The 20,842-nt window shown below is 65.7% G+C and carries 23 protein-coding genes, 6 tRNA genes and 1 riboswitch; of the genes, 22 read left to right on the forward strand and 7 right to left on the reverse strand.

The window, feature by feature from the left end; all coding sequences use genetic code 11:
* The first annotated feature begins 170 nt into the window (after positions 1–170).
* The gene (gene zapE / locus J7E83_RS10275) at positions 171–1,208 is read left to right on the forward strand and encodes a cell division protein ZapE (protein WP_214961738.1); all 1,038 of its coding nucleotides are present in this window, start codon (positions 171–173) and stop codon (positions 1,206–1,208) included.
* A gap of 104 nt (positions 1,209–1,312) precedes the next feature.
* Here the strand turns inward: zapE and J7E83_RS10280 are convergent, their stop codons facing one another.
* From J7E83_RS10280 to J7E83_RS10305, 6 genes are all read right to left on the reverse strand, one after another.
* A complete protein-coding gene (locus J7E83_RS10280; RefSeq protein ID WP_214961740.1) occupies positions 1,313–1,570 on the reverse strand; it encodes an antitoxin in 258 nt (85 codons plus the stop codon).
* A gap of 161 nt (positions 1,571–1,731) precedes the next feature.
* Positions 1,732–1,803, reverse strand: a tRNA-Val gene (locus J7E83_RS10285).
* A 39-nt stretch (positions 1,804–1,842) separates the two neighbouring features.
* Positions 1,843–1,915, reverse strand: a tRNA-Gly gene (locus tag J7E83_RS10290).
* 56 nt (positions 1,916–1,971) lie between these two features.
* Positions 1,972–2,046: transfer RNA gene (locus tag J7E83_RS10295), tRNA-Val, on the reverse strand.
* Positions 2,047–2,086: 40 nt separating this feature from the next.
* A tRNA-Cys gene (locus tag J7E83_RS10300) sits at positions 2,087–2,157 on the reverse strand.
* Between the two features lie 47 nt (positions 2,158–2,204).
* Positions 2,205–2,277 (reverse strand) — tRNA-Gly (locus tag J7E83_RS10305).
* Positions 2,278–2,504: 227 nt separating this feature from the next.
* On the opposite strand from J7E83_RS10305, the gene J7E83_RS10310 reads away from it, so the two are divergent.
* The 14 genes from J7E83_RS10310 to hisF all read left to right on the forward strand — a co-directional run bounded on the left by J7E83_RS10310 (position 2,505) and on the right by hisF (position 13,726).
* Positions 2,505–2,576, forward strand: a tRNA-Val gene (locus J7E83_RS10310).
* Positions 2,577–2,669: 93 nt separating this feature from the next.
* Entirely contained in the window at positions 2,670–3,530 is an 861-nt protein-coding gene (locus J7E83_RS10315; protein ID WP_214961742.1) for a cytochrome, read from the forward strand.
* A gap of 77 nt (positions 3,531–3,607) precedes the next feature.
* On the forward strand, positions 3,608–4,195 hold the full coding sequence (gene def, locus J7E83_RS10320; protein ID WP_214961743.1) for a peptide deformylase: 588 nt from the start codon (positions 3,608–3,610) through the stop codon (positions 4,193–4,195).
* Positions 4,192–5,112: a methionyl-tRNA formyltransferase gene (fmt, locus tag J7E83_RS10325; RefSeq protein ID WP_214961745.1), complete on the forward strand. Its 921-nt coding sequence runs from the start codon at positions 4,192–4,194 to the stop codon at positions 5,110–5,112. Before def ends, fmt begins: the two co-directional genes overlap by 4 nt.
* Positions 5,109–6,695, forward strand: coding sequence for an RsmB/NOP family class I SAM-dependent RNA methyltransferase (locus tag J7E83_RS10330; RefSeq protein ID WP_214961746.1), 1,587 nt, complete (start codon positions 5,109–5,111; stop codon positions 6,693–6,695). Before fmt ends, J7E83_RS10330 begins: the two co-directional genes overlap by 4 nt.
* 49 nt (positions 6,696–6,744) lie before the next feature.
* Entirely contained in the window at positions 6,745–7,425 is a 681-nt protein-coding gene (gene rpe / locus J7E83_RS10335; protein WP_214961748.1) for a ribulose-phosphate 3-epimerase, read from the forward strand.
* 40 nt (positions 7,426–7,465) lie between these two features.
* Positions 7,466–7,620: riboswitch (FMN riboswitch) on the forward strand.
* Between the two features lie 175 nt (positions 7,621–7,795).
* Positions 7,796–8,908: a bifunctional diaminohydroxyphosphoribosylaminopyrimidine deaminase/5-amino-6-(5-phosphoribosylamino)uracil reductase RibD gene (gene ribD, locus J7E83_RS10340; protein ID WP_214961751.1), complete on the forward strand. Its 1,113-nt coding sequence runs from the start codon at positions 7,796–7,798 to the stop codon at positions 8,906–8,908.
* Positions 8,908–9,567, forward strand: coding sequence for a riboflavin synthase (locus J7E83_RS10345; protein ID WP_214961753.1), 660 nt, complete (start codon positions 8,908–8,910; stop codon positions 9,565–9,567). The genes ribD and J7E83_RS10345 overlap by 1 nt, the downstream gene beginning before the upstream one ends.
* Positions 9,564–10,295, forward strand: coding sequence for a 3,4-dihydroxy-2-butanone-4-phosphate synthase (gene ribB / locus J7E83_RS10350; protein WP_214961756.1), 732 nt, complete (start codon positions 9,564–9,566; stop codon positions 10,293–10,295). Before J7E83_RS10345 ends, ribB begins: the two co-directional genes overlap by 4 nt.
* On the forward strand, positions 10,292–11,074 hold the full coding sequence (ribA, locus tag J7E83_RS10355; RefSeq protein ID WP_251043720.1) for a GTP cyclohydrolase II: 783 nt from the start codon (positions 10,292–10,294) through the stop codon (positions 11,072–11,074). Before ribB ends, ribA begins: the two co-directional genes overlap by 4 nt.
* Before the next feature lie 18 nt (positions 11,075–11,092).
* Positions 11,093–11,581: a 6,7-dimethyl-8-ribityllumazine synthase gene (gene ribH, locus J7E83_RS10360; protein WP_214961758.1), complete on the forward strand. Its 489-nt coding sequence runs from the start codon at positions 11,093–11,095 to the stop codon at positions 11,579–11,581.
* Positions 11,582–11,684: 103 nt separating this feature from the next.
* Positions 11,685–11,948 carry a phosphoribosyl-ATP diphosphatase gene (locus J7E83_RS10365; protein WP_028270786.1) on the forward strand — a complete coding sequence of 88 codons (264 nt, stop codon included), beginning with the start codon at positions 11,685–11,687 and terminating at the stop codon, positions 11,946–11,948.
* 91 nt (positions 11,949–12,039) lie between these two features.
* Positions 12,040–12,900: an ATP phosphoribosyltransferase gene (hisG, locus tag J7E83_RS10370; RefSeq protein WP_214961761.1), complete on the forward strand. Its 861-nt coding sequence runs from the start codon at positions 12,040–12,042 to the stop codon at positions 12,898–12,900.
* 49 nt (positions 12,901–12,949) lie between these two features.
* Positions 12,950–13,726: an imidazole glycerol phosphate synthase subunit HisF gene (gene hisF / locus J7E83_RS10375; RefSeq protein ID WP_214961763.1), complete on the forward strand. Its 777-nt coding sequence runs from the start codon at positions 12,950–12,952 to the stop codon at positions 13,724–13,726.
* 70 nt (positions 13,727–13,796) lie between these two features.
* On the opposite strand, the gene J7E83_RS10380 is transcribed toward hisF, so the two are convergent.
* Positions 13,797–14,441 (reverse strand): TIGR03085 family metal-binding protein, encoded by a 645-nt coding sequence (locus J7E83_RS10380; protein WP_214961833.1) that lies wholly within the window; start codon positions 14,439–14,441, stop codon positions 13,797–13,799.
* A gap of 112 nt (positions 14,442–14,553) precedes the next feature.
* Between J7E83_RS10380 and hisI the strand changes: the two genes are divergently transcribed.
* The 7 genes from hisI to trpA all read left to right on the forward strand — a co-directional run bounded on the left by hisI (position 14,554) and on the right by trpA (position 20,841).
* Positions 14,554–15,027 (forward strand): phosphoribosyl-AMP cyclohydrolase, encoded by a 474-nt coding sequence (gene hisI, locus J7E83_RS10385; protein ID WP_214961764.1) that lies wholly within the window; start codon positions 14,554–14,556, stop codon positions 15,025–15,027.
* A 94-nt stretch (positions 15,028–15,121) separates the two neighbouring features.
* A complete protein-coding gene (locus J7E83_RS10390) occupies positions 15,122–16,708 on the forward strand; it encodes an anthranilate synthase component I (protein ID WP_214961766.1) in 1,587 nt (528 codons plus the stop codon).
* Positions 16,705–17,340: a Trp biosynthesis-associated membrane protein gene (locus tag J7E83_RS10395; RefSeq protein ID WP_214961768.1), complete on the forward strand. Its 636-nt coding sequence runs from the start codon at positions 16,705–16,707 to the stop codon at positions 17,338–17,340. The genes J7E83_RS10390 and J7E83_RS10395 overlap by 4 nt, the downstream gene beginning before the upstream one ends.
* A 93-nt stretch (positions 17,341–17,433) precedes the next feature.
* On the forward strand, positions 17,434–17,721 hold the full coding sequence (locus J7E83_RS10400; protein ID WP_214961770.1) for an HGxxPAAW family protein: 288 nt from the start codon (positions 17,434–17,436) through the stop codon (positions 17,719–17,721).
* Entirely contained in the window at positions 17,721–18,542 is an 822-nt protein-coding gene (trpC, locus tag J7E83_RS10405) for an indole-3-glycerol phosphate synthase TrpC (protein WP_214961772.1), read from the forward strand. Before J7E83_RS10400 ends, trpC begins: the two co-directional genes overlap by 1 nt.
* A 74-nt stretch (positions 18,543–18,616) precedes the next feature.
* Positions 18,617–20,035, forward strand: coding sequence for a tryptophan synthase subunit beta (gene trpB / locus J7E83_RS10410; protein WP_214961774.1), 1,419 nt, complete (start codon positions 18,617–18,619; stop codon positions 20,033–20,035).
* Positions 20,035–20,841, forward strand: a complete 807-nt coding sequence (trpA, locus tag J7E83_RS10415; protein WP_214961775.1) for a tryptophan synthase subunit alpha — start codon at positions 20,035–20,037, stop codon at positions 20,839–20,841. The genes trpB and trpA overlap by 1 nt, the downstream gene beginning before the upstream one ends.
* Position 20,842 lies beyond the last annotated feature (1 nt).

Genomic DNA, 20,842 nt, shown 5'->3' on the forward strand with positions numbered 1-20,842 from the left:
GAACCTGATCCAACATAAGCCACGGCAGCCGGCGATTTCGCCCCTCCGGTTAATAGAGGGAAATATGGCCTTCGTCACGCTGGTCCGCCTACTGGCGCCATGGCCGAGGAGCGCCGCCGCCTTGCCGGTATCCTTTTCTGTGGACAACTCACCAGCAGAACGGACCACCCTTGGTACAGATCGAACAGCTTGCCGCCCGCACTCCGGCAGTTTCGGTGGACGAGCTCCTCAAGGGTTTCTATCCTTCGCCGCGGTTCGGCAAGGTCTCTTTTGCCAGCTACCGGCCCGACCCCAAACAGCCCAGCCAGTCAGCAGCAGTGAAGGCCCTGGAAGGTTTTGCCGGGGGAGTGGGTGCCGGTGACGGTGACGGGCTGTTCAAGAGGCTCTTCGCCAAGAAGGACACCTCACGGGCAGGCATCTATCTTGACGGCGGGTTCGGCGTCGGCAAGACGCACCTGTTGGCTTCGCTGTGGCACGCTGCGCCGGGGCCCAAGGCCTTCGGCACCTTTGTGGAGTACACCAATCTGGTGGGGGCATTGTCTTTCCGCAAGACCGTGGAGGCCCTGAGCCACTACAAGCTGGTGTGCATCGACGAGTTTGAGCTGGATGATCCGGGCGATACCGTGCTGATGTCCAGGCTGATGCGGGAACTGGCCGACGCCGGCGTCAAGCTTGCCGCTACCTCCAACACGCTGCCCGGGTCGCTCGGCGACGGGCGCTTTGCCGCCGTCGATTTCCAGCGGGAGATCCAGGTACTGGCGGACCAGTTCGACGTGATCAGGATCGACGGCGAGGACTTCCGCCACCGCGGACTTCCTACCCCTCCGGCCCCGCTCAAGAACAGCCAGCTCGCAGCCCAGATGAAAGCCGAATTCGACGGCAAGACCGTGGCGCAGGACGAATTCAGTACGTTGATCGGCCACCTTGCAGGTGTGCATCCGAGCCGCTACCGGCAACTGATCGACGGCATCGACGGCGTGGTGTGGCGCAACGTCGAAACCATCACCGAACAGGCCGTGGCGCTGCGCTTCGTGGTGCTCGCGGACCGGCTGTACGACAAGGATGTTCCCATCCTGGCCAGCGGTGTTCCCTTCGACCAACTCTTCACCGACGAAATGATGCATGGCGGGTATACCAAGAAGTATTACCGGGCAGTTTCCCGGCTTACTGCGCTGGCCCGTGAGGCCCAGAACCACGAGCCGTCGTAGCGGCGGCGCCCAAGCCGGCTTAAACGCCAAAGGTGCGGGCGCCGCCTCCCGGCGGGACCCGCACCCCCTTGACGTGCTAGGGCAATGCCCTGGCCGAATCCTTGTTACGGAGCCTTGTCAACCGGCGGAACCGGGTTGGCCGGTGGAGCCTGCTCTGTAGCAGGTGCCTGGCCTGGTGTTCCGTCATTCTTGTCAACAAGCTTGGAAGCGCCCTCCTGGACTTTGTTCACATGACCTGCGTACTTGCCGCCGGTCTTTGAGTCGACGAAATCGCCGGCTTTTGTGATGCCGTCCTTGATGGTCCGCTCGTTTCCGTGGATGAGACCCTGAGCCTTGCCCTTAAGATCGTCAATCAGTCCCACGAGCACCTCCCTTCAATCGCGGAGCCAGTTCGCTCCTCCGCAACCGATCCTAGCCCTGTCGTGGGGACGTGCCAAGGTGCATTGACAAATCCTGTCAACATTTGTGGGTTCAATCCGTAAAATCCGGGCAATAAAAAAGCAGCTCCGTCGGAGCTGCTTTGTGGGCGATACTGGGATCGAACCAGTGACCTCTTCCGTGTCAGGGAAGCGCGCTACCGCTGCGCCAATCGCCCGGAACCGGATGTCCGGTCAAAGGGGTTTTGTGAGAAGAGAGCGGACGACGAGATTCGAACTCGCGACATCCACCTTGGCAAGGTGGTGCTCTACCAGCTGAGCTACGTCCGCATATGAGTGCGTTCCGGCGCGGGCCGAACGTACTGCATGAAGCAAGTTTCCTTGCCTGGTGGGCGATACTGGGATCGAACCAGTGACCTCTTCCGTGTCAGGGAAGCGCGCTACCGCTGCGCCAATCGCCCATTGCTGCCCGGCCTGAACCGGAAACCATGGTTTTCACCGAGGTGGGTACGGGATTCGAACCCGTGTAAACGGCTTTGCAGGCCGCTGCCTCGCCTCTCGGCCAACCCACCGTGTAAGCGTCGGCCCCGAAGAACCTTTGCCTTGACAGTGTCCTGCGAGCGGACGACGAGATTCGAACTCGCGACATCCACCTTGGCAAGGTGGTGCTCTACCAGCTGAGCTACGTCCGCATTTGGAGTCTGATTCCTTGCCGTTCCGGGCATTTCCTCGCGTTCCAACGAGTAAGAACTCTATAGGAGGTTCAAGGATTCTCCAAATCGCGCCCTTCCCAGATCCGGCAACGGCCTTGGATCCCTGCAATCTAGCGGAAGTTCCGAATTACAAGGGTGTAATTCGGGCGGGATGAATTCCCGATTTCCAAAAACGGCCCAGGGTCGGCTAGCATTCAAATGCATCGGGGCGATTGGCGCAGTGGTAGCGCGCTTCGTTCACACCGAAGAGGTCACTGGTTCGAACCCAGTATCGCCCACCGAGGATCTGGTCCGTTTCCGCTCACACCGAGGGGAAACGGACCTTTTTTGTGCCCGGCCATTCTGTCAGCCCCTTGTGAAAGAGTCTTTGTATGACTGATCCACTTCTCGCCCACGCCACGGAATACGGCCGCATGTATGCGCGCTCCACGTCCGAGCAGTTCTCCGTTCCTTCCATCACCACCGTCATCGGCCAGCAGCCGCATGGGCTGGACGGTTGGTTCGGATATATGGGAGCCAGCAGCCTGGCGAAGGATCCGCTGCTCGCAGACTGCCTGGGCAGCCCTGCCAAAATCCGGCAGGCCGTCAACAGGGCCGCCAAAGCGGCCGAGACGTACCGCGATGAGGCCGCCCGTCGCGGCGACCGCGTCCACAGTTACTGCGAACAGGTTGCGCTCCGTGCGCTGGGCCGTCCTCACACCATGAAGGAAACGCGTGAGGCCCTCGCGGCAAACGGTGAGGAGGCCTTCGCTGTCCGGTTTGATGAATGGTGGGAGCTCTTCGGCGTGGAGCCCATCGCCCCCGAAATCACCGTCTGGAACAAATCCGTTGGCTACGCGGGGACGCTGGATCTGGTGGCGCGCATCAACGGCCGGATCTGCCTCATCGACTACAAGACCAAGGGCACCACGCGGGAGGGCACGGTGAAGCCCCTCGACGACAAGGTGGTCATGCAGCTGGTGGCCGGCATGAAGGCGGAAGAAAGTCTCGTGGATCCTGTCGCAGGTGAGTGGGAATCCTGGCAGTACGGGGAGAGCCCGGTCCTCCTGGCGGTAGCCATCGGGGAGACCGAAGTCCGCCCCGTCCGCGCCAACCCCGAGGTCCTCAAACACCACTGGTGGAAATTCTGTGCGCTGCGGCGGGTCTGGGAGCTCTCGGCAGATACCCTCAGCGCGGGCTCGGCCCTGCTTCCCATCGCTCCACCGCCATCCGCGCAGGTCCAGAGCGCATAGCCGAAGTCCCCGCACCGAAGCCCCTGCGCCTAAACTGGATTGGTTCCCTTTACCCCACCGTGAGGAAAGTGCTGCATATGGCCATTCTGAATATCCGCATCATCGGCGATCCTGTGCTTCGCACAGTTGCCGATCCCGTGACGGAATTCGGGCCGGAGCTGGTCAAGCTCGTCGCAGACATGACGGAAACCATGGAGGACGTGGATGGCGCCGGCCTGGCGGCCCCACAGATAGGCGTCAGCCAGCGGGTCTTCACTTACCGAATCGGCGGGGTCGAAGGCCACATCATCAACCCGGTCCTGGAAAACAGCGAGGACTACCAGGCTGACCAGGTTGAGGGCTGCCTGTCCATCCCGGGGCTGGGGTTTCCGGTCCGCCGCTACCGCGCCACGCGAGCTACCGGCCTCGACGTGAACGGCCAGCCGGTTTCCGTGGAAGCCGAAGGGCTGCTGGCGCGCTGTTTCCAGCACGAGACGGACCACCTTGACGGCATCCTGTACACGGACCGGCTTGAGGGCGAAGACCGGAAGACCGCCTTGCGCTCCATCCGCAATGCCGACTACGGCGCAGTCGCTGAACGCACGACGGCGAAGCGCGCCAAGACGGTCGGGTCCAGTTTTGGTGGAACAAGCTTTGGTGCGGGTCCGCGCGGCGCCGCCACATGAGGGTACTTTTTGCAGGCACGCCCGCCGTTGCGGTCCCGTCACTGGACGCCCTGGTGCAGGCCGGTTTTGACGTCGTTGCGGTTCTTACCCGCCCGGATGCGCCGGTCGGACGCAAACGCGTGCTGACGCCGTCGCCCGTTGCCGCCCGGGCCGCAGAACTGGGCATTGAGATCATCCATGCCGCCCGCGTCGATGACGCCGTGACGGCCACCATCGCCGCTGTCAGTCCGGACGTCGCAGCTATCGTCGCCTACGGCGGGCTCATTCCGCGCGCGGCCCTCGATGTCCCCAGGCATGGCTGGATCAACCTGCACTTTTCACTCCTCCCTGCCTGGCGCGGGGCAGCTCCCGTGCAGCGTGCGGTGATGGCCGGGGACGACATCACCGGGGCAGTGACCTTCCTGCTCGAGGAAGGGCTGGATACCGGACCGGTCTTCGGGACGTTGACCGAAGGCGTGGGTCCGGAGGACACCGCCGGCGTCCTGCTCGAGCGGCTCTCGCACAGCGGGGCCGTCCTCTTGGCACAGACGCTGTCAGCGGTGGAAGCCGGGAAGGCCGTCGCGCAGCCGCAGCAGGGGCAGGTTTCCCTCGCGCCCAAGCTGACTATCGACGACGGCAGGATCGACTGGAGCCAGCCTGCGCTCGCTATTGGACGGCGGGCCCGCGGGGTCACGCCCGAGCCGGGCGCCTGGACTTCCCTGGACTCGCAGCGCGTCAAGCTTGAGCCGGTGCGCCTCCGGCCGGACGTCGGCCACCTGGGCCCGGGTGCGTTGGAGCTCGACGGGAAGAGCGTCCTGGTCGGGACGGGATCCCACGCTGTAGAGCTAACGCGGATCCAGCCTTCGGGCAAAAAGATGATGGCGGCGGCCGATTGGGCCCGCGGCATGGCTTCACCTGAAAGTGTGGTGTTCGAATGAGCGAGTCGTCCGGCGGTAATTCAGGCGGCCACGGCAGCGGTGGCGCCGGCAGCGGCGGCCGTGGCGGCCGTGGCGGCGGGGGGAAGCGGGACAGCAGCCAGCGCAACGCGCAGGGCCGGGAACGGAACCGCAGCTCCCAGCGGAGCTTCACCGGGAACGCACCGTCACAGCGCACCCGCCGGGCCGACCCCGCCCGGCTGGTGGCCTTCGAAGTCCTGCGCGCGGTCGCCGCCGAGGACGCGTACGCCAACCTCGTGCTCCCGGCCCGGATCCGTCATCACGGGCTGGACAAACGCGACGCCGGCTTCGCCACGGAACTCAGCTACGGGGCCCTCCGCGGCCAGGGGACGTACGACGCCATCCTGGCCCGCTGCGTCGACAGGCCCCTGGACCAGCTTGACCTCGCTATCCTCGATGCCCTGCGGATCGGAACCCACCAACTGCTCGCCATGCGGGTCCCTGCCCACGCGGCGCTGGACCAGACCGTGGGCCTGGCGCGTGCCGTGATTGGCGCCGGCCCGTCGGCCCTCATCAACGCGGTGCTCCGTAAGGTCACGGCCCACAGCCTTGACGAATGGCTCGAGCTGCTGGTTTCCGGCGAAAGCGACGAAACCAAAGTCGCCTCCCTCCGATACGCCCATCCGGAATGGATCGTCCGGGCCATGCGCCAGTCGCTGGTGGCGCACGGGCGCTCCGCCGCCGAAATCAACGATCTGCTCGAAGCGGATAACGCCGCCCCGGTGGTCAACCTGGTTGCGCTGCCCGGTCTGGGGAACCTTGACGAGGCCATTGAAGGCGGTGCCACCCCCGGGGTGCTCGTCGAAGGCTCGGCCCTCTCAAGCGGCGGTGACCTCGGGCGGCTGGCATCCGTTCGCAACGGCAGCACCCGTGTCCAGGACGTGGGCTCCCAGCTCGTGGCCCGGGCCATGGCAGCCGTGGACCTTGGGCCCCGCCTTGAATCGGGCGCCGGAAGCGGAACCGGCGGTGAGGCATGGCTGGACCTGTGCGCCGGGCCCGGAGGCAAGGCAGCCTTGCTGGGCGCGCTGGCCAACGCCTCGGGTGCAACACTGCTGGCCAATGAACCCGCCCCGCACCGTGCCAAACTTGTCAGCCAGGCCCTGTCTGCCGTGCCGCGGGATGTGTGGCGGGTCCGCACTGGTGACGGCCGCGAAGTTGGCACCGAGCAACCGGAGTCCTTCGACCGGGTCCTCGTGGATGTGCCGTGCAGCGGGCTCGGCGCGCTCCGGCGCCGGCCGGAGTCCCGCTGGCGCCGCACGCCCAAGGACCTGGCGGATCTGGGGCCGCTGCAGCGCGATCTCCTCAGGTCAGCCCTCGACGCCGTCCGGCCCGGGGGAGTGGTGGCCTACGTCACCTGCTCGCCGCACCCGGCTGAGACCACGGCAGTGGTGGCTGATGTGCTCCGGAAGCGTGACGACCTTGAGCTGCTCGATGCGGGCGCGGCGCTGGACAGCGTCAGCCTTCCCGGGAGCCTGGGTGCAGGCCATGAGTCCACGGCCCAGCTTTGGCCGCACATCCACTCCACGGATGCGATGTTCCTCGCCCTCATCCGCAAGAAAATCTGATCCGACCAGATTGACCAGGACTTACCGCAGGCCCAGTGAAAGGTTCCGCATGACTGAATGCTGCATCAACCCGAGCATCCTCTCCGCCGATTTCGTTAATCTCGAAGCCGAACTGCAGCGCATCAGCAATGCGGACGCCGTGCACGTGGACGTGATGGACAACCATTTTGTTCCCAACCTGACCATCGGGCTGCCCGTGGTCCAGCGGATCCAGGCTGTCAGCCCGGTGCCGGTGGATGCACACCTGATGATCGCCGATGCCGACCGCTGGGCTCCGGGGTTCGCGGACGCCGGACTGGCCTCCGTGACCTTCCATGCCGAGGCATCCATCGCCCCCGTCAAGCTTGCCCGGGAGTTGCGGGCCCGCGGCTCCAAAGCTGGTATGGCATTGCGGCCGGGAACCGCGGTGGAGCCCTACCTGGACATGCTGTCCGAGCTGGACATGCTGCTGATCATGACGGTCGAGCCGGGCTTCGGCGGCCAGTCGTTCCTGGACTTGACGCTGCCGAAAATCCGCCGCGCGAGGGCTGCTATCGACGGCTCGGGGATCGGCGTCGCCATCCAGGTTGACGGCGGCATCACCGAGGAGACCATCGTTCGTGCAGCCGAGGCCGGAGCTAACGTCTTTGTTGCCGGCTCGGCAGTCTACGGTGCGGCTGACCCTGCCGGCGCGATTGACAGGCTGCGCGAGGCGGGCCGCCAGAGGTTACGCGCGGGGTCGGCGGAATAGACGGCAGCCCCTCGGGGTTGTGGCAGAATAGCAACACACAATACGTGCTCCGGGGTCGGTGTAAGTCCGAACCGGCGGTGACAGTCCGCGACCCGCGAGCCGGTGCTTTTCCTCTCCAGGAAGGGACCCGGCGGACGGTTGAACCGGTGAAATTCCGGTACCGACAGTTAAAGTCTGGATGAGAGAAGCACGTACAGCTGTATCTGCGGTGTCCTGTGACGCCGCAGCCTTCTGCTGTCGTATACCCCCGGAGCCATCGCGGTTCTAGAGGGAAGGAACGACACACAGACATGAACCCTTTGCGATGGCTCTTTGATGCCAGGATCTCCGTTGAGGCGCAATCTGATTCTGCCGAGCCGGCGGGTGCCCGATGATCGACGTCGTGACGGCTTTCAGTGCGGCAGAGACCGCAGCCATGGACACGGCGCTGGAGGCAGCCCTGCGGGGGCCGCGGGGAGCGAACCCGCTGGTGGGCGCCGTCGTCGTTGATGCCGACGGCAGGAAGCTGGTGACCGGGTACCACCGCGGCGCCGGCACTGCCCATGCGGAAGCCGACGCGATCGCCCAGGCCGCTGCCGCCGGTCTGGACCTGCGCGGCTCCACCATGCTGGTCACGCTCGAACCGTGCAACCACGTCGGCCGGACGGGACCGTGCGCGCAGGCGATCATCGAGGCCGGAATCACCGATGTTATCTACGCTGTGGACGATCCCCATGACCCGGCGGCCGGCGGCGCAGCCACCCTTCGGGATTCCGGTATCAGGGTGCGGAGCGGGCTGGCCGCCAGGGAGGCCCTGGAGCTGAACAGGCAATGGTTCCAAGGGGTCGCCGCCAAGCTGCCGTTCGTGACGCTCCACATCGCCCAGACAGTGGACAGCCGCATCGCCGCGGAGGACGGGACCAGCCAATGGATTTCCAGCCCGGAATCGCTCGCTGACAACCACGGACTCAGGGCGCGGATCGATGCCATCCTGGTGGGCACCCGGACCGTCCTGGTGGACAACCCGCGGCTCACCGCCCGGGATGCATCCGGTGCCCCGGCAGGCAAGCAGCCGCTGAGGGCAGTGATGGGGTTGCGGGACATTCCGGCAGATGCCGCAGTCCGGGGGGAGGACGGGCGCGTGCTCCACCTGCCCACCCGCGATCCCCGTGAAGCACTCTCACTGCTGTACGCTGCCGGCGTGCGCCATCTCATGGTCGAGGGCGGCTCACGCATCCTCAGTGCCTTCCTTGCCGCGGGACTCGTTGACGAACTCATCGTTTATCTGGCCCCGACCCTGCTCGGTTCCGGAACTCCTGCCCTCAACGGACTCGGAATCACCAGCCTGGCGGATGCACAGCAGTGGGAATGGGACGAGTCCGACGGCGGCTCGGTACGGAGCCTGGGCCGCGACCTGAGGCTTCACCTGCGTCCACAAACAACTCAATCTTTGGAACCACAATCATCCCGCCCCGGCGCGGAACCAGCCATGGGAGGCTACTGATGTTTACCGGAATTATCGCCGAACAGGGACAGGTTCTGTCCGTTGAAAGGGATGGCGATACCAGTGCCACCGTCAGGCTGCACGCGCCAGGATCCACTGAGGGCCTGGCACTGGGCGGATCCATCGCGGTGAACGGCGTGTGCCTGACGGCCACCGAAATCGACGGCAGGGACTTCAGTGTCGACGTGATGGGCGAAACCCTGGTCCGCAGCACCATCGGAGAGCTCGCCGCTGGCGACACCGTCAACCTCGAGCGGTGCGTCCCGGCCGGCGGACGGCTGGACGGGCACGTGGTCCAGGGACACGTCGACGGCGTTGGCCGGCTTTTGGAACGCGAAGCATTGGGTAACTGGGAACGGCTCCGCTTCGGATTGCCGAATAACCTGGCGCGCTATGTCGCGGAAAAGGGGTCAATAGCGATCGACGGCGTCTCGCTGACCGTGACCGCGGTCAGCCCCGCTGCGGAACCGGAGCCATGGTTCGAGGTGGGACTCATCCCCACCACGCTGGCCGAAACCGGGCTGGGAGCGAAATCCGCCGGCAGCAGGGTCAACCTCGAAGTGGATGTCCTCGCCAAATACACCGAACGCCTCCTCTCCTTCAGCACGCTTTCCGGCAGCGAAGGCAGCACAGCCGCCGCCACCGGAGGCCTACGATGAACGGCACGGCCCGGCTCGAGCCGGCGCCAGTCCCTGCGTTGAAGCTTGATCCTGTGCAAAGGCTTGATCCGGTCGAGGACGCAGTGCGTGCAATGGCCCAGGGAAGGCCGGTGCTGGTGGTGGACAACGAAGACCGCGAAAACGAAGGCGACATCATCTTCGCGGCCCAGCATGCCACCCCGGCCCTGATGGGGTGGACCATCCGGTACAGCTCCGGCGTCATCTGCGTCCCGCTTTCCGGGGACCGCGCGGATGCCTTGGTGCTGCCGCCGATGGTGGCAGTCAACGAGGACGCCAAGGGCACGGCGTATACAGTTTCCTGCGACGCCGCCATCGGCGTGAGTACCGGCATCTCGGCCACAGACCGGGCGCTGACCGCCCGTGTCCTGGCTGATCCGGCAGCGGGACCGGCGTCCGTGACCCGGCCAGGGCATATTTTCCCGCTGCGCGCCGTTAAGGGTGGAGTGCGTGAACGCCCCGGCCACACCGAGGCCGCAGTTGACCTCTGCCGGCTCGCCGGCCTGGAGCCCGTGGGTGTCATCGCGGAGGTTGTATACGACGACGGTGAAATGATGCGCCTGGACGGGTTGCGGACTTTTGCCGCCGAACACGGTTGCCCCCTGATCTCGATCGAGGATCTGGTGGCCTACCTTGAAGAAGGGGCTGCGGCTTCCGCGGAGAGTGAAACCCGGGCAGTACGTCCGGGCGGAGAAGAGGAGAAACGATGACGGCAACCGGAGTCCCCGGCGACAGTCACCAGAGCCACGACCATGGGCAGAGCGGCAACGGCCACCATCCGGGGCAGACCGGCAACGGCCACCATCCGGGGCAGACCGGCAACGGTAAGGTCCTGCACCCCGTAAGCGGCGGTCCCATAGTGCAGCTGCCCACCGCATTTGGCGACTTCGTGGCGCAGGCGTGGACTGATCTGGTGACGGGCGCCGAGCACCTCGCCGTGAGTTCGCCCAACCCGCCCAAGGATGGCAAGGCCCCGCTGGTCCGGTTGCACTCCGAGTGCCTCACCGGCGATGTCTTCGGTTCGTACCGGTGCGACTGCGGCGAACAGTTGGCCTATGCCCTCGAAATGATCGCGGAGTTCGGCGGAACCTTGCTGTACCTGCGCGGCCAGGAGGGCCGGGGGATCGGTTTGGCAAACAAGATCAAGGCCTACGCCCTCCAGGAAGCCGGCTTCGATACCGTCGAAGCGAACGAGCAGCTGGGGCTGCCCGTGGATGCCCGCTGCTACAAGGCGGCCGCCCAGGTTCTCGCCGAGATGGGGCTGCATGAGGTCCGGCTGTTGAGCAATAACCCGGACAAGCAGAACAGGCTCGCGAAGGCAGGCGTGAAGGTTGTGGAGATGGTTCCCACCGAGGTGCCCTCCCGCGACCAGAACATCCGCTACCTGCAGACCAAGAAGGACCGCATGGAGCACCGGCTGACGCTGGACACCCACGTCGTCACGGTTCCTGGCACCTCTGCCGACAATTTCGACCACGAACAAGACTGAACGGATCACGATTAACGCATGAGCGGACACGGCGCACCAGATATCGACCTCACAACCCTGAACCCGGCGGAAACGTCCCAGCTCAGGCTGGCCATAGTGGCAGCCAGCTGGCACACCCAGATCATGGACGGCCTCCTGGACGGTGCCCTGCGCGCCGCCAAGGACGCCGGGATCAGCGAACCCACCGTCCTGCGGGTGCCCGGAAGCTTCGAGCTTCCGGTCGCTGCCGCGCGGCTGGCACCACACTTCGACGCGGTAGTGGCCCTCGGCGTCGTGATCCGCGGCGGCACGCCGCACTTTGAGTACGTCTGCCAGGCGGCGACGTCCGGACTGACCGACGTCAGCGTCTCCACCGGAGTGCCGGTGGGCTTCGGAGTCCTGACCTGCGATACCGAGCAGCAGGGCCTGGACCGCGCCGGGCTGCCGGGGTCCAGCGAGGACAAGGGCCACGAGGCTGTCACCGCGGCGCTGGCCACCGCCGTCGTGCTGAAGCAGTACAGCAGGTAGGTGGCAGCAAGCCGCCGGGTGCGGTGTGTGTTCGCTCACACCGCGCCCGTCATGGAACGGGCGGACAGGCACCCTCCGGCCCGCAGCAAGTAGGCTTGTGGGCGTGAAGAATTTCGAGACGCTGTTCGCTGAACTGAGTGAGAAGGCAGCCACCCGTCCGGCAGGCTCCCGCACCGTCGCTGAATTGGAGTCCGGAGTCCACGGCATCGGCAAGAAAGTCGTGGAGGAAGCCGCCGAAGTATGGATGGCCGCCGAGTATGAATCCGATGAGGCAGCTGCCGAGGAGATTTCCCAGCTGCTTTACCACCTGCAGGTTTTGATGCTCGCCAAAGGCCTGACCCTGGAAGACGTCTACAAGCATCTGTAGCCACTGCGGCACCCGCCGGCCTTCACAGGCCGCCAGTGCCCCGCGTGGCCCGTTTGCTTGATCACAGACCTCCCAACAAAGAAAGACCCCCATGCTGCGAGTAGCCGTACCCAACAAGGGCTCCCTGTCCGAAGCCGCCTCCGCCATGCTGTCCGAAGCCGGCTACCGCCAGCGACGCGACACCCGCGAGCTGGTCATGGTGGACCCTGACAACGACATTGAATTCTTCTTCCTCCGCCCGCGCGACATCGCCGTCTACGTCGGCCAGGGAACGCTCGACGTCGGAATCACCGGCCGCGACCTCCTGCTGGATGCAGACGTGGAAGCGGAGGAACTGCTGCCGCTCGGCTTTGCCGCCTCGACCTTCCGCTTCGCCGGACCGGTGGGCGACTTCGCCAAGGTTGAGGAGCTCGAAGGCAAGCGACTCGCCACCAGCTATGACGTCCTGCTCCGGGACTACCTCGCCCAGCGCGGCATCAGCGCCAAGGTGGTCCGCCTTGACGGGGCGGTGGAGTCCTCTGTCCGGCTCGGCGTTGCGGATGCCATCGCCGACGTCGTGGAGACCGGCAACACGCTCAAAGCCGCCGGAATGGAAATCTTCGGCGATCCGATTCTCAAGTCCGAAGCCGTACTGATCCGGCGTACCGGGGAGGGCGGTGCCGCGAACGGCACGGTCAAAGAGATCGAAGTCCTTATCCGGCGCCTGCAGGGCGTGCTGGTGGCACGCCAGTATGTCCTGATGGATTACGACATCCGCAAGGAGCTCGTGGAGCAGGCCGCCGCCCTGACTCCCGGCCTGGAATCGCCCACGGTCTCGCCGCTGCGCGATTCCGACTGGGTGGCCGTCCGCTCCATGGTTCCCAAGAAGGAAACCAACCGGATCATGGATGAACTCTACGACCTGGGCGCCCGCGCCATCCTGGTCAGCAGCATCCACGCCTGCCGCATCTGAGCCCCCCGCGATCATCCCGCAGCACCATCCGAGAATTCCAGGAGTACCCATGGCTGTAGCTGTACGCGTCATTCCGTGCCTCGACGTCGACGCCGGCCGCGTCGTGAAGGGCGTCAATTTCGAGGGGCTGCGGGACGCCGGGGATCCGGTGGAGCTCGCGCACCGCTACGACAACGCCGGCGCCGACGAACTGACCTTCCTGGACGTCACGGCGTCGTCCGGCAACCGCGAAACCACGTTCGACGTCGTCCGCCGGACGGCCGAGGAAGTCTTCATCCCCCTGACAGTGGGCGGGGGAGTCCGCGGTGTGGCCGAGGTGGACAAGCTCCTGCGCTTCGGGGCGGACAAGGCCTCCATCAACACCGCCGCCGTCGCCCGGCCCGCTGTCATCGATGAGATCACGCGGCACTTCGGCTCTCAGGTGCTTGTGCTGTCCGTGGACGCACGGCGAACCCGCCCCGGATCCGAGCCCACGCCGTCGGGCTTTGAAGTCACCACCCACGGCGGGCGGACCGGCACCGGGATCGACGCCATCGAGTGGGCCAAGGAGGCCACAGACCGCGGGGTAGGCGAGATCCTGCTGAATTCCATTGACGCCGACGGCACCAAGGACGGGTTTGACCTGGAGCTTATCCGGCTGGTCCGTGCTGCCGTTAAGGTTCCGATCATCGCCTCAGGCGGAGCGGGGGAGCCGGCACACTTTCCGCCCGCCGTTGCAGCCGGCGCCGATGCCGTACTGGCAGCGTCCATCTTTCACTGGGGCCCGGACGACATGATGTCCCAGGTCAAAAAGGCCATCCGGGACGCAGGATTCGAAGTCCGCTAACCAACGCGGGGTCACTTACGGCCCATCCCATCGGGAATTATGGGCAGTAAGTGACCTCGCGTCGCTTTAGTTAAAGGCCGACTTCTGCTGACTGGAGGAGCGCGACGGCGTCGGGCTGGCCTTCGAAGGTGACCAGCGCATGCCTGGTCCGGCCGTGGGCGTGCATCAGCAGCTCACCCGGCTCGCCGACAATCGCGACAGACACCGGTGCGCGCTTGGCCACGTGCCGCGGGCCGGAGGGGCGCACCAGCACGATGCCCAGGTCAACGCCCCGGTAGAGGATGGCTGCGCGCTTGATGAGCTCGTCCCAGAGGGCATCCGAATAGGCCTCGTCGAGGGCACGCGGCGCCCAACGGTCCACGGCTCGCCTGATGTCCTCCGTGTGGACGAAGTATTCGGTCAGGTTGGAGCTCTCATCCAGGGCCTTGATGTTCATCGGTGAGAAGGCAGGCGGACCGGCACGGAACGTGTTCACCAGCCTGGTGTAGTCATCAGGGGTTTGCAGTTTCGCGGCGAGCTTGGCCGTTGCCTTGTCCGAGGCCTTCGCCAGGCTCTTGATGATGAGGCCCAGTCCTACAGCGGCCTTGCGTTCGCGCAGGTAAAGGTGCGCGGCAAGGTCCCTGGTGCGCCAGCCGCGGCAAAGCGTGGGGGCATCAGGACCGGCCGCCAGCAGGGTTTCGGCCAGGACTTCTCGGGACGGTTCGACGAAATGCATCACTTGTGAAAGTAGCACGACACCACCGGAGTTGGGCAGCAGAACCGCCACCGGAACCGTGCGCTTGTTCACACTCCTTACCGGCCTGTTCAGAGGCACTAGACTTGGTCTGATGTCTGAGCAGCCCGCCCCCGCCCTAACTCCTGTTTCCGCCCAGCCCGCAGGCCCTGCCGGCGTGCCGGCCGAAGCGCCCTCGGCAAGCCCTCACGCTGGCCCACTGCCCGAGAATGTCGCCGCCGCACTGAAGCGGGACAGCGCCGGACTGGTGGCCGCGGTGGTGCAGCAATTCGATACGAACGAAGTGCTGATGCTCGGCTGGATGGATGACGAGGCATTGCACCGCACCATGACCACCGGCCGCGTCACATTCTACTCGCGGTCCCGCCAGGAGTACTGGCGCAAGGGGGACACCTCCGGGCACGTCCAATGGGTCAAGTCAGTGGCCATGGACTGCGACGGCGATGCCCTCCTTATCCGCGTAGACCAGGTAGGCGCAGCCTGCCATACAGGCACCCGCACGTGCTTCGACGGCAGGGAACTGCAGGTCAGCACAGCAAGCACCGGCACCGCCGGCCAGGCCATCTGAGCCGGGCCGGCAGGCCTAAACAAACATTCAGGCAGCAACAACTCCGGCGCCCACTCAGACAGGCGCCGCACAAGAACAGGCGGAAAGCATAGCCATGCAGGACCTTGGAATCATCAGTCCGGGCCTCGAGGAGTTCCGCGAACTCGCCGGCAGCAGCCGTGTCATCCCGGTCCGGCTCAAAGTGCTGGCGGACGCCGAGACACCCATCGGCCTCTACCGGAAGCTGGCGCAGGGACAACCCGGAACCTTCCTGATGGAATCTGCAGCCGTGGGCGGAGCGTGGTCACGCTACTCGTTCATTGGCGCCAAATCCCGTGCCACGCTCACCACGAAGGACGGCAGCGCGCATTGGCTGGGGCAGCCTCCCGTAGGTGTTCCCGTGGATGGCAACCCCGTCGATGCCATCCGGGACACCATCGAGGCACTTCGCACCGACAGGTTTGACGGGCTGCCGCCGTTTACGTCGGGACTGGTGGGCTTCCTGGGCTGGGAAACAGTCCGGCACTGGGAACGGCTGACCAGTCCGCCCGAGGATGACCTCCAGCTGCCCGAAATGGCCCTGAACCTGGTCACGGACATGGCTGTCCACGACAACGTTGACGGCACCGTGCTGTTGATCGCCAATGCCATCAACTTTGATGACAGCCCGGACCGGGTGGACGACGCCTGGCATGACGCCGTGGCACGGGTCAAGTCTTTGCTCACGCAGATCAGCACACCGGTGGCCCAGCCGGTGTCCGTGCTGGAGCCGGCTGCCCTTGATTTCGCCTCCAGCGTCCAGGAACGCTGGGACGAGCCCGACTACCTGGCCGCCCTGGATCGCGGCAAGGAAGCCATTGTTGACGGCGAAGTATTCCAGGTAGTGATCTCCCGCCGCTTTGAAATGGAATGCGGCGCCTCGCCCCTTGACGTCTACCGCGTCCTCCGCAACACCAACCCCAGCCCGTACATGTACATCTTCAGCCTCGAGGATGCCGACGGCCGCCAGTACTCGATCGTCGGCTCGTCCCCAGAGGCCCTTGTGACCGTGACCGGTGAAGAGGTCATCACGCATCCCATCGCCGGTTCGCGGCCACGCGGGAAGACCGTGGAGGGTGACAAGGCGTTGGCCGAGGAACTGCTGGCGGACGAGAAGGAACGCGCGGAGCACCTCATGCTGGTGGACCTTTCCCGCAACGACCTGTCCAAGGTCTGCGTGGCGGGAACCGTGGATGTCACGCAGTTTATGGAGGTGGAGCGCTTCAGCCACATCATGCACCTGGTGTCCACCGTGGTGGGCAAGCTTGCCCCGGCGGCCAAGGCCTACGACGTCCTCAAGGCAACCTTCCCCGCGGGAACGCTGTCCGGCGCCCCGAAGCCCCGGGCCCTCCGCCTGCTGGATGAGCTCGAACCCCACCGCCGCGGCATCTACGGCGGCGTGGTGGGCTACCTGGACTTCGCAGGCGATATGGACATGGCCATTGCCATCCGTTCCGCCCTGCTCCGGGAAGGACGCGCGTATGTGCAGGCGGGCGGCGGGATTGTGGCGGATTCGGTCAACCCCACGGAAGCCCTGGAAACCGTGAACAAGGCTGCTGCTCCACTTCGGGCCGTCCACACGGCCGGATCGCTACACAACATTTCCGCCGAGTCGCTTCCCCACGCCGAATCACTTCCCGACGCCGGGACTGGGAACCGATGAGCGACGGCACCACTGTCAGGAGCACAAGCCCTTCTGTTCCCCGCTGGGCGCGGAAATCGACCCTGGTGCTGCTGATCGCCCTGCTGGCCCTCGCCGTGTTCGGCACCACAACGCAGACCTGGATCACGGTCACCCTCGATCCGGACCAGATTGGTCAGGCCGCCCAGAACGCGCTCCAGGTCCAGGGCAGCAAGGCTGCCACGGCGGTGACGGCACTGGCTCTGGTGGCGCTTGCGGGCGGGCTGGCCGCGTCCATCGCCGGAAGGATCGCGCGATGGATCACCACCGCCATCATCGTCCTGGCCTCCGCGGGCATCATCGCCGCGGCCGTCACGGTGCTGGCGGACCCCCTGTCAGCCGCACAAGGCGCCATCGCCGCAGCCACAGGGGTCAGCGGTAGCAATGCCCAGGTGACCGTCACCGCGTTCCCGGCCCTCGCCGTCGTCGCCGGTGTCCTGCTGGCACTCAGCGCCCTGCTGATCATCCCCGCCGGCAGGCACTGGGGGACACGCACAAAATATGACACGGCTGCACATGCCGGCGCTGGGACGGGCACCGCGGCAGCCGCTGCCGGGCCGGTGGACGAAATCGACAGCTGGGACCGGCTCTCCCGCGGTGACGATCCCACCTGACCGCCTGGCTTCGTAGGGCCGCTGAATGGCGGTAAGCGGACGGCAACTAAAAAATGGCAGAATGTAAGCAGTATTCATCCCGAGGAGATTCACATGAGCAAAGCACCTGCATCCGCGTCCAAGACCGCCACGGAATCCAATGTCCGCCACGGCGTTGACCACAGCCAGGAACTTGGCCACGGCAACAGCCCGGCAGCGTGGACCTGCGTGATCGTGATGCTGGTCGGTGCGTTGATTGCGGCCATCGCCTTTGTCATTGCCAGCACACCGATCTTCATTGCCGGTGCAGCAGTCATGGTCCTCGGCCTGATCGCCGGTTACATCATGCGCAAGGCAGGCTACGGCGTCGAAGGCAGCAAACTGAATAACTCCGGCCACTGATGGCGACTGTTCTCGATGACATCAATGCCGGTGTCAGGGAGGATATGGAGGCCAGGAAGCGGCTCGTTTCGCTGGCGGAACTGAAGGACCTGGCCCTGGCTGCGGCCCCCGCCCGCGATGCGTGGGCAGCACTGGGCGGACCTTTGGCCCGGCGGGACCAGCTCAAGGTCATCGCGGAGATCAAGCGGCGCAGCCCGTCCAAGGGGGACCTGGCCGCCATCGTGGATCCGGCCTCGCTCGCGGAGCAGTATGCCGACGGCGGTGCCGCCGTCATCAGCGTCCTCACCGAAAAGCGGCGGTTCGATGGCTCGCTCTCGGACCTCGACGCCGTCCGTGCCCGCGTCGACGTTCCGCTGCTGCGCAAGGACTTCACGCTGGACGAGTACCAGATCTGGGAGGCCCGCGCCCATGGCGCCGACCTGATCCTGCTGATCGTGGCGGCGCTTTCCGATTCGCAGCTCCGGGACTTCAGCGCACTAAGCCGTGAGCTCGGCATGAACGTGCTCGTGGAGACCCACACCGAAGAGGAAATCGAACGCGCCGTGGCCGCGGAGGCGCGGATCATCGGCGTGAACGTGCGCAATTTGAAGACGCTCGACGTCGACCGTTCCGTTTTTGCCTCCCTCGCCGGAATGATTCCGGCCGAGGCGCTCGTCATCGCCGAATCAGGCGTGCGCGGCGTGGACGACGTGACGCACTACGCTGCCAGCGGCGCCAACGCCATCCTGGTTGGCGAAGCCCTGGTCAGCGACTCCACTCCCCGTGAGCGGATCGCCGAGTTCACCGCGGCGGGTGCTGCTGCCATCGCAGCCCGGGCCTAGGCCTCGGCACCAGCCGGCCCGCTGGCCGGCACCACACTTTCTGAACGACCAACTGGAACAGGACGGTGAGACTGATGGTTGACGCACCCTCAGGGAACGCTGACAACAACGCCGCGGACGCATTCCTGCAGGCCGGCTCCCTCAAGCACGCCCCGGGGCCATACTTCGGCAACTACGGCGGCCGCTGGATGCCGGAATCCCTCATCGCAGCCCTGGACGAGCTCGAAGACACGTTTGAAAAGGCCAAGGCCGATCCCGAGTTCCTCGCCCAGATCGCCGACCTGAACAAGAACTACTCCGGCAGGCCCTCGCTCCTGACCGAAGCCAAGCGCTTCTCCGAGCACGCCGGCGGGGCACGGGTCTTCCTCAAGCGCGAGGACCTGAACCACACCGGCTCCCACAAGATCAACAACGTACTGGGGCAGGCGCTCCTCGCAAAGCGGATGGGCAAGACGCGAGTGATCGCCGAGACCGGCGCCGGCCAGCACGGCGTGGCCAGCGCCACAGCGGCGGCACTCCTGGGCCTTGAATGCGTGGTGTACATGGGCGCCGAGGACTGCCGCCGCCAGGCGCTTAACGTAGCCCGGATGCAGCTCCTCGGGGCCACGGTTGTGCCAGTTGTGAACGGCTCCCAGACCCTCAAGGACGCCATCAACGACGCCCTGCGGGACTGGGTCAGCAATGTGGACACCACCCACTACCTGCTGGGCACGGCCGCTGGTGCGCACCCGTTCCCGGCGATGGTGCGCTTCTTCCACGAGGTGATCGGCGAGGAGGCCAGGGCCCAGATCCTGGACCAGACCGGAAAACTTCCCGACGCCGTCTGCGCCTGCATCGGCGGCGGCTCCAACGCGATCGGCATCTTCCACGGATTCCTGGACGATCCCTCCGTCAAGATCTACGGTTTTGAGGCCGGCGGCGACGGCGTGGACACCGGGCGGCACGCGGCCACCATCACGCTGGGCAAGCCCGGTGTCCTGCACGGCGCCCGCTCCTACCTGATGCAGGACGACGACGGCCAGACCATCGAGTCGCACTCGATTTCGGCAGGCCTGGACTACCCGGGCGTGGGGCCGGAGCACGCCTACCTGGCGGACATCGGCCGGGTCACCTACGAAGCCATCACCGACAGCGAAGCCATGGACGCGTTCAAGCTGCTCTGCCAGACCGAGGGCATCATCCCGGCCATCGAGTCCTCCCATGCGCTGGCCGGCGCCATCAAGGTGGGCAGGCGCCTCACCGAGGGCAAGGCAAACCCGTCCGAAACCGTGGTAGTCGTCAATCTCTCCGGCCGCGGCGACAAGGACGTGGAGACCGCGGCCGAATGGTTCAACATGCTGGACGAGGAGGGCAAGGTCAAGGGCACCAACCTCTCAACCCGCAAGCCCAAGGGCCCGTCGGACAGGGCCGCCACTGAAGCCGTTCCCGCCACCAGCGTTCCAGCGGCACATCACGCCGCACACGACGCTGAAGACAATGAGGTCCAGAATTGATGACTGAACAGACGGCCAGCAAGTCAGCCGCCGCCATCGACCGCGCCCGTGACGCAGGGCGCTCGGCCCTGGTGTGCTACCTGCCCGCCGGGTACCCGGACGTCCAGTCCACCATCGACGCCGGCATTGCCATGGCGAAGAACGGCGCGGACCTGATCGAGATCGGCATTCCCTACTCGGATCCCGTCATGGACGGACCGGTGATCCAGGCCGCCACCACCCAGGCCATCGCCGGCGGCTTCCGGGTTGAGAGCGTGTTCGATGTTGTCGCCGGTATCACGGCAGCCACCGACGTCGCCGTGCTGGTGATGACCTACTGGAACCCGGTGGTCCGGATGGGCGTCGACGAGTTTTCGCGGAGGCTTGCCGAGGCCGGGGGAGCCGGGCTCATCACGCCCGACCTCATCCCCGACGAAGCCTCCGAATGGTTCGCCGCCTCGGAAAAGTATGGGCTGGACCGGGTTTTCCTGGTGGCTCCGTCCTCCACCCCGGAACGCCTGGCCATGACCGTCAAAGCAAGCCGCGGCTTTGTCTATGCCGTCTCCATCATGGGCATCACAGGTACCCGGCAGGCGGTCAGCAGCACTGCCGAAAAGCTCGTCGCTGACACCAGGGCCGCCGGCGCCGAGCGCGTTTGCGTGGGGCTCGGGGTGTCCAACGCCGGGCATGTCAGCGAGATCGGCGCCTACGCCGATGGCGTCATTGTGGGCACGGCGCTGGTGGCCGCCATCCGCGACGGCGGGGTCCCCGCAGTAGCCGACCTCACCAAGGAACTCAGCGCCGGACTCATCAGGGAAGAAGCCTAGC

This window comes from Arthrobacter sp. ISL-48 (genome assembly GCF_018613805.1).
Classification (GTDB): domain Bacteria; phylum Actinomycetota; class Actinomycetes; order Actinomycetales; family Micrococcaceae; genus Arthrobacter.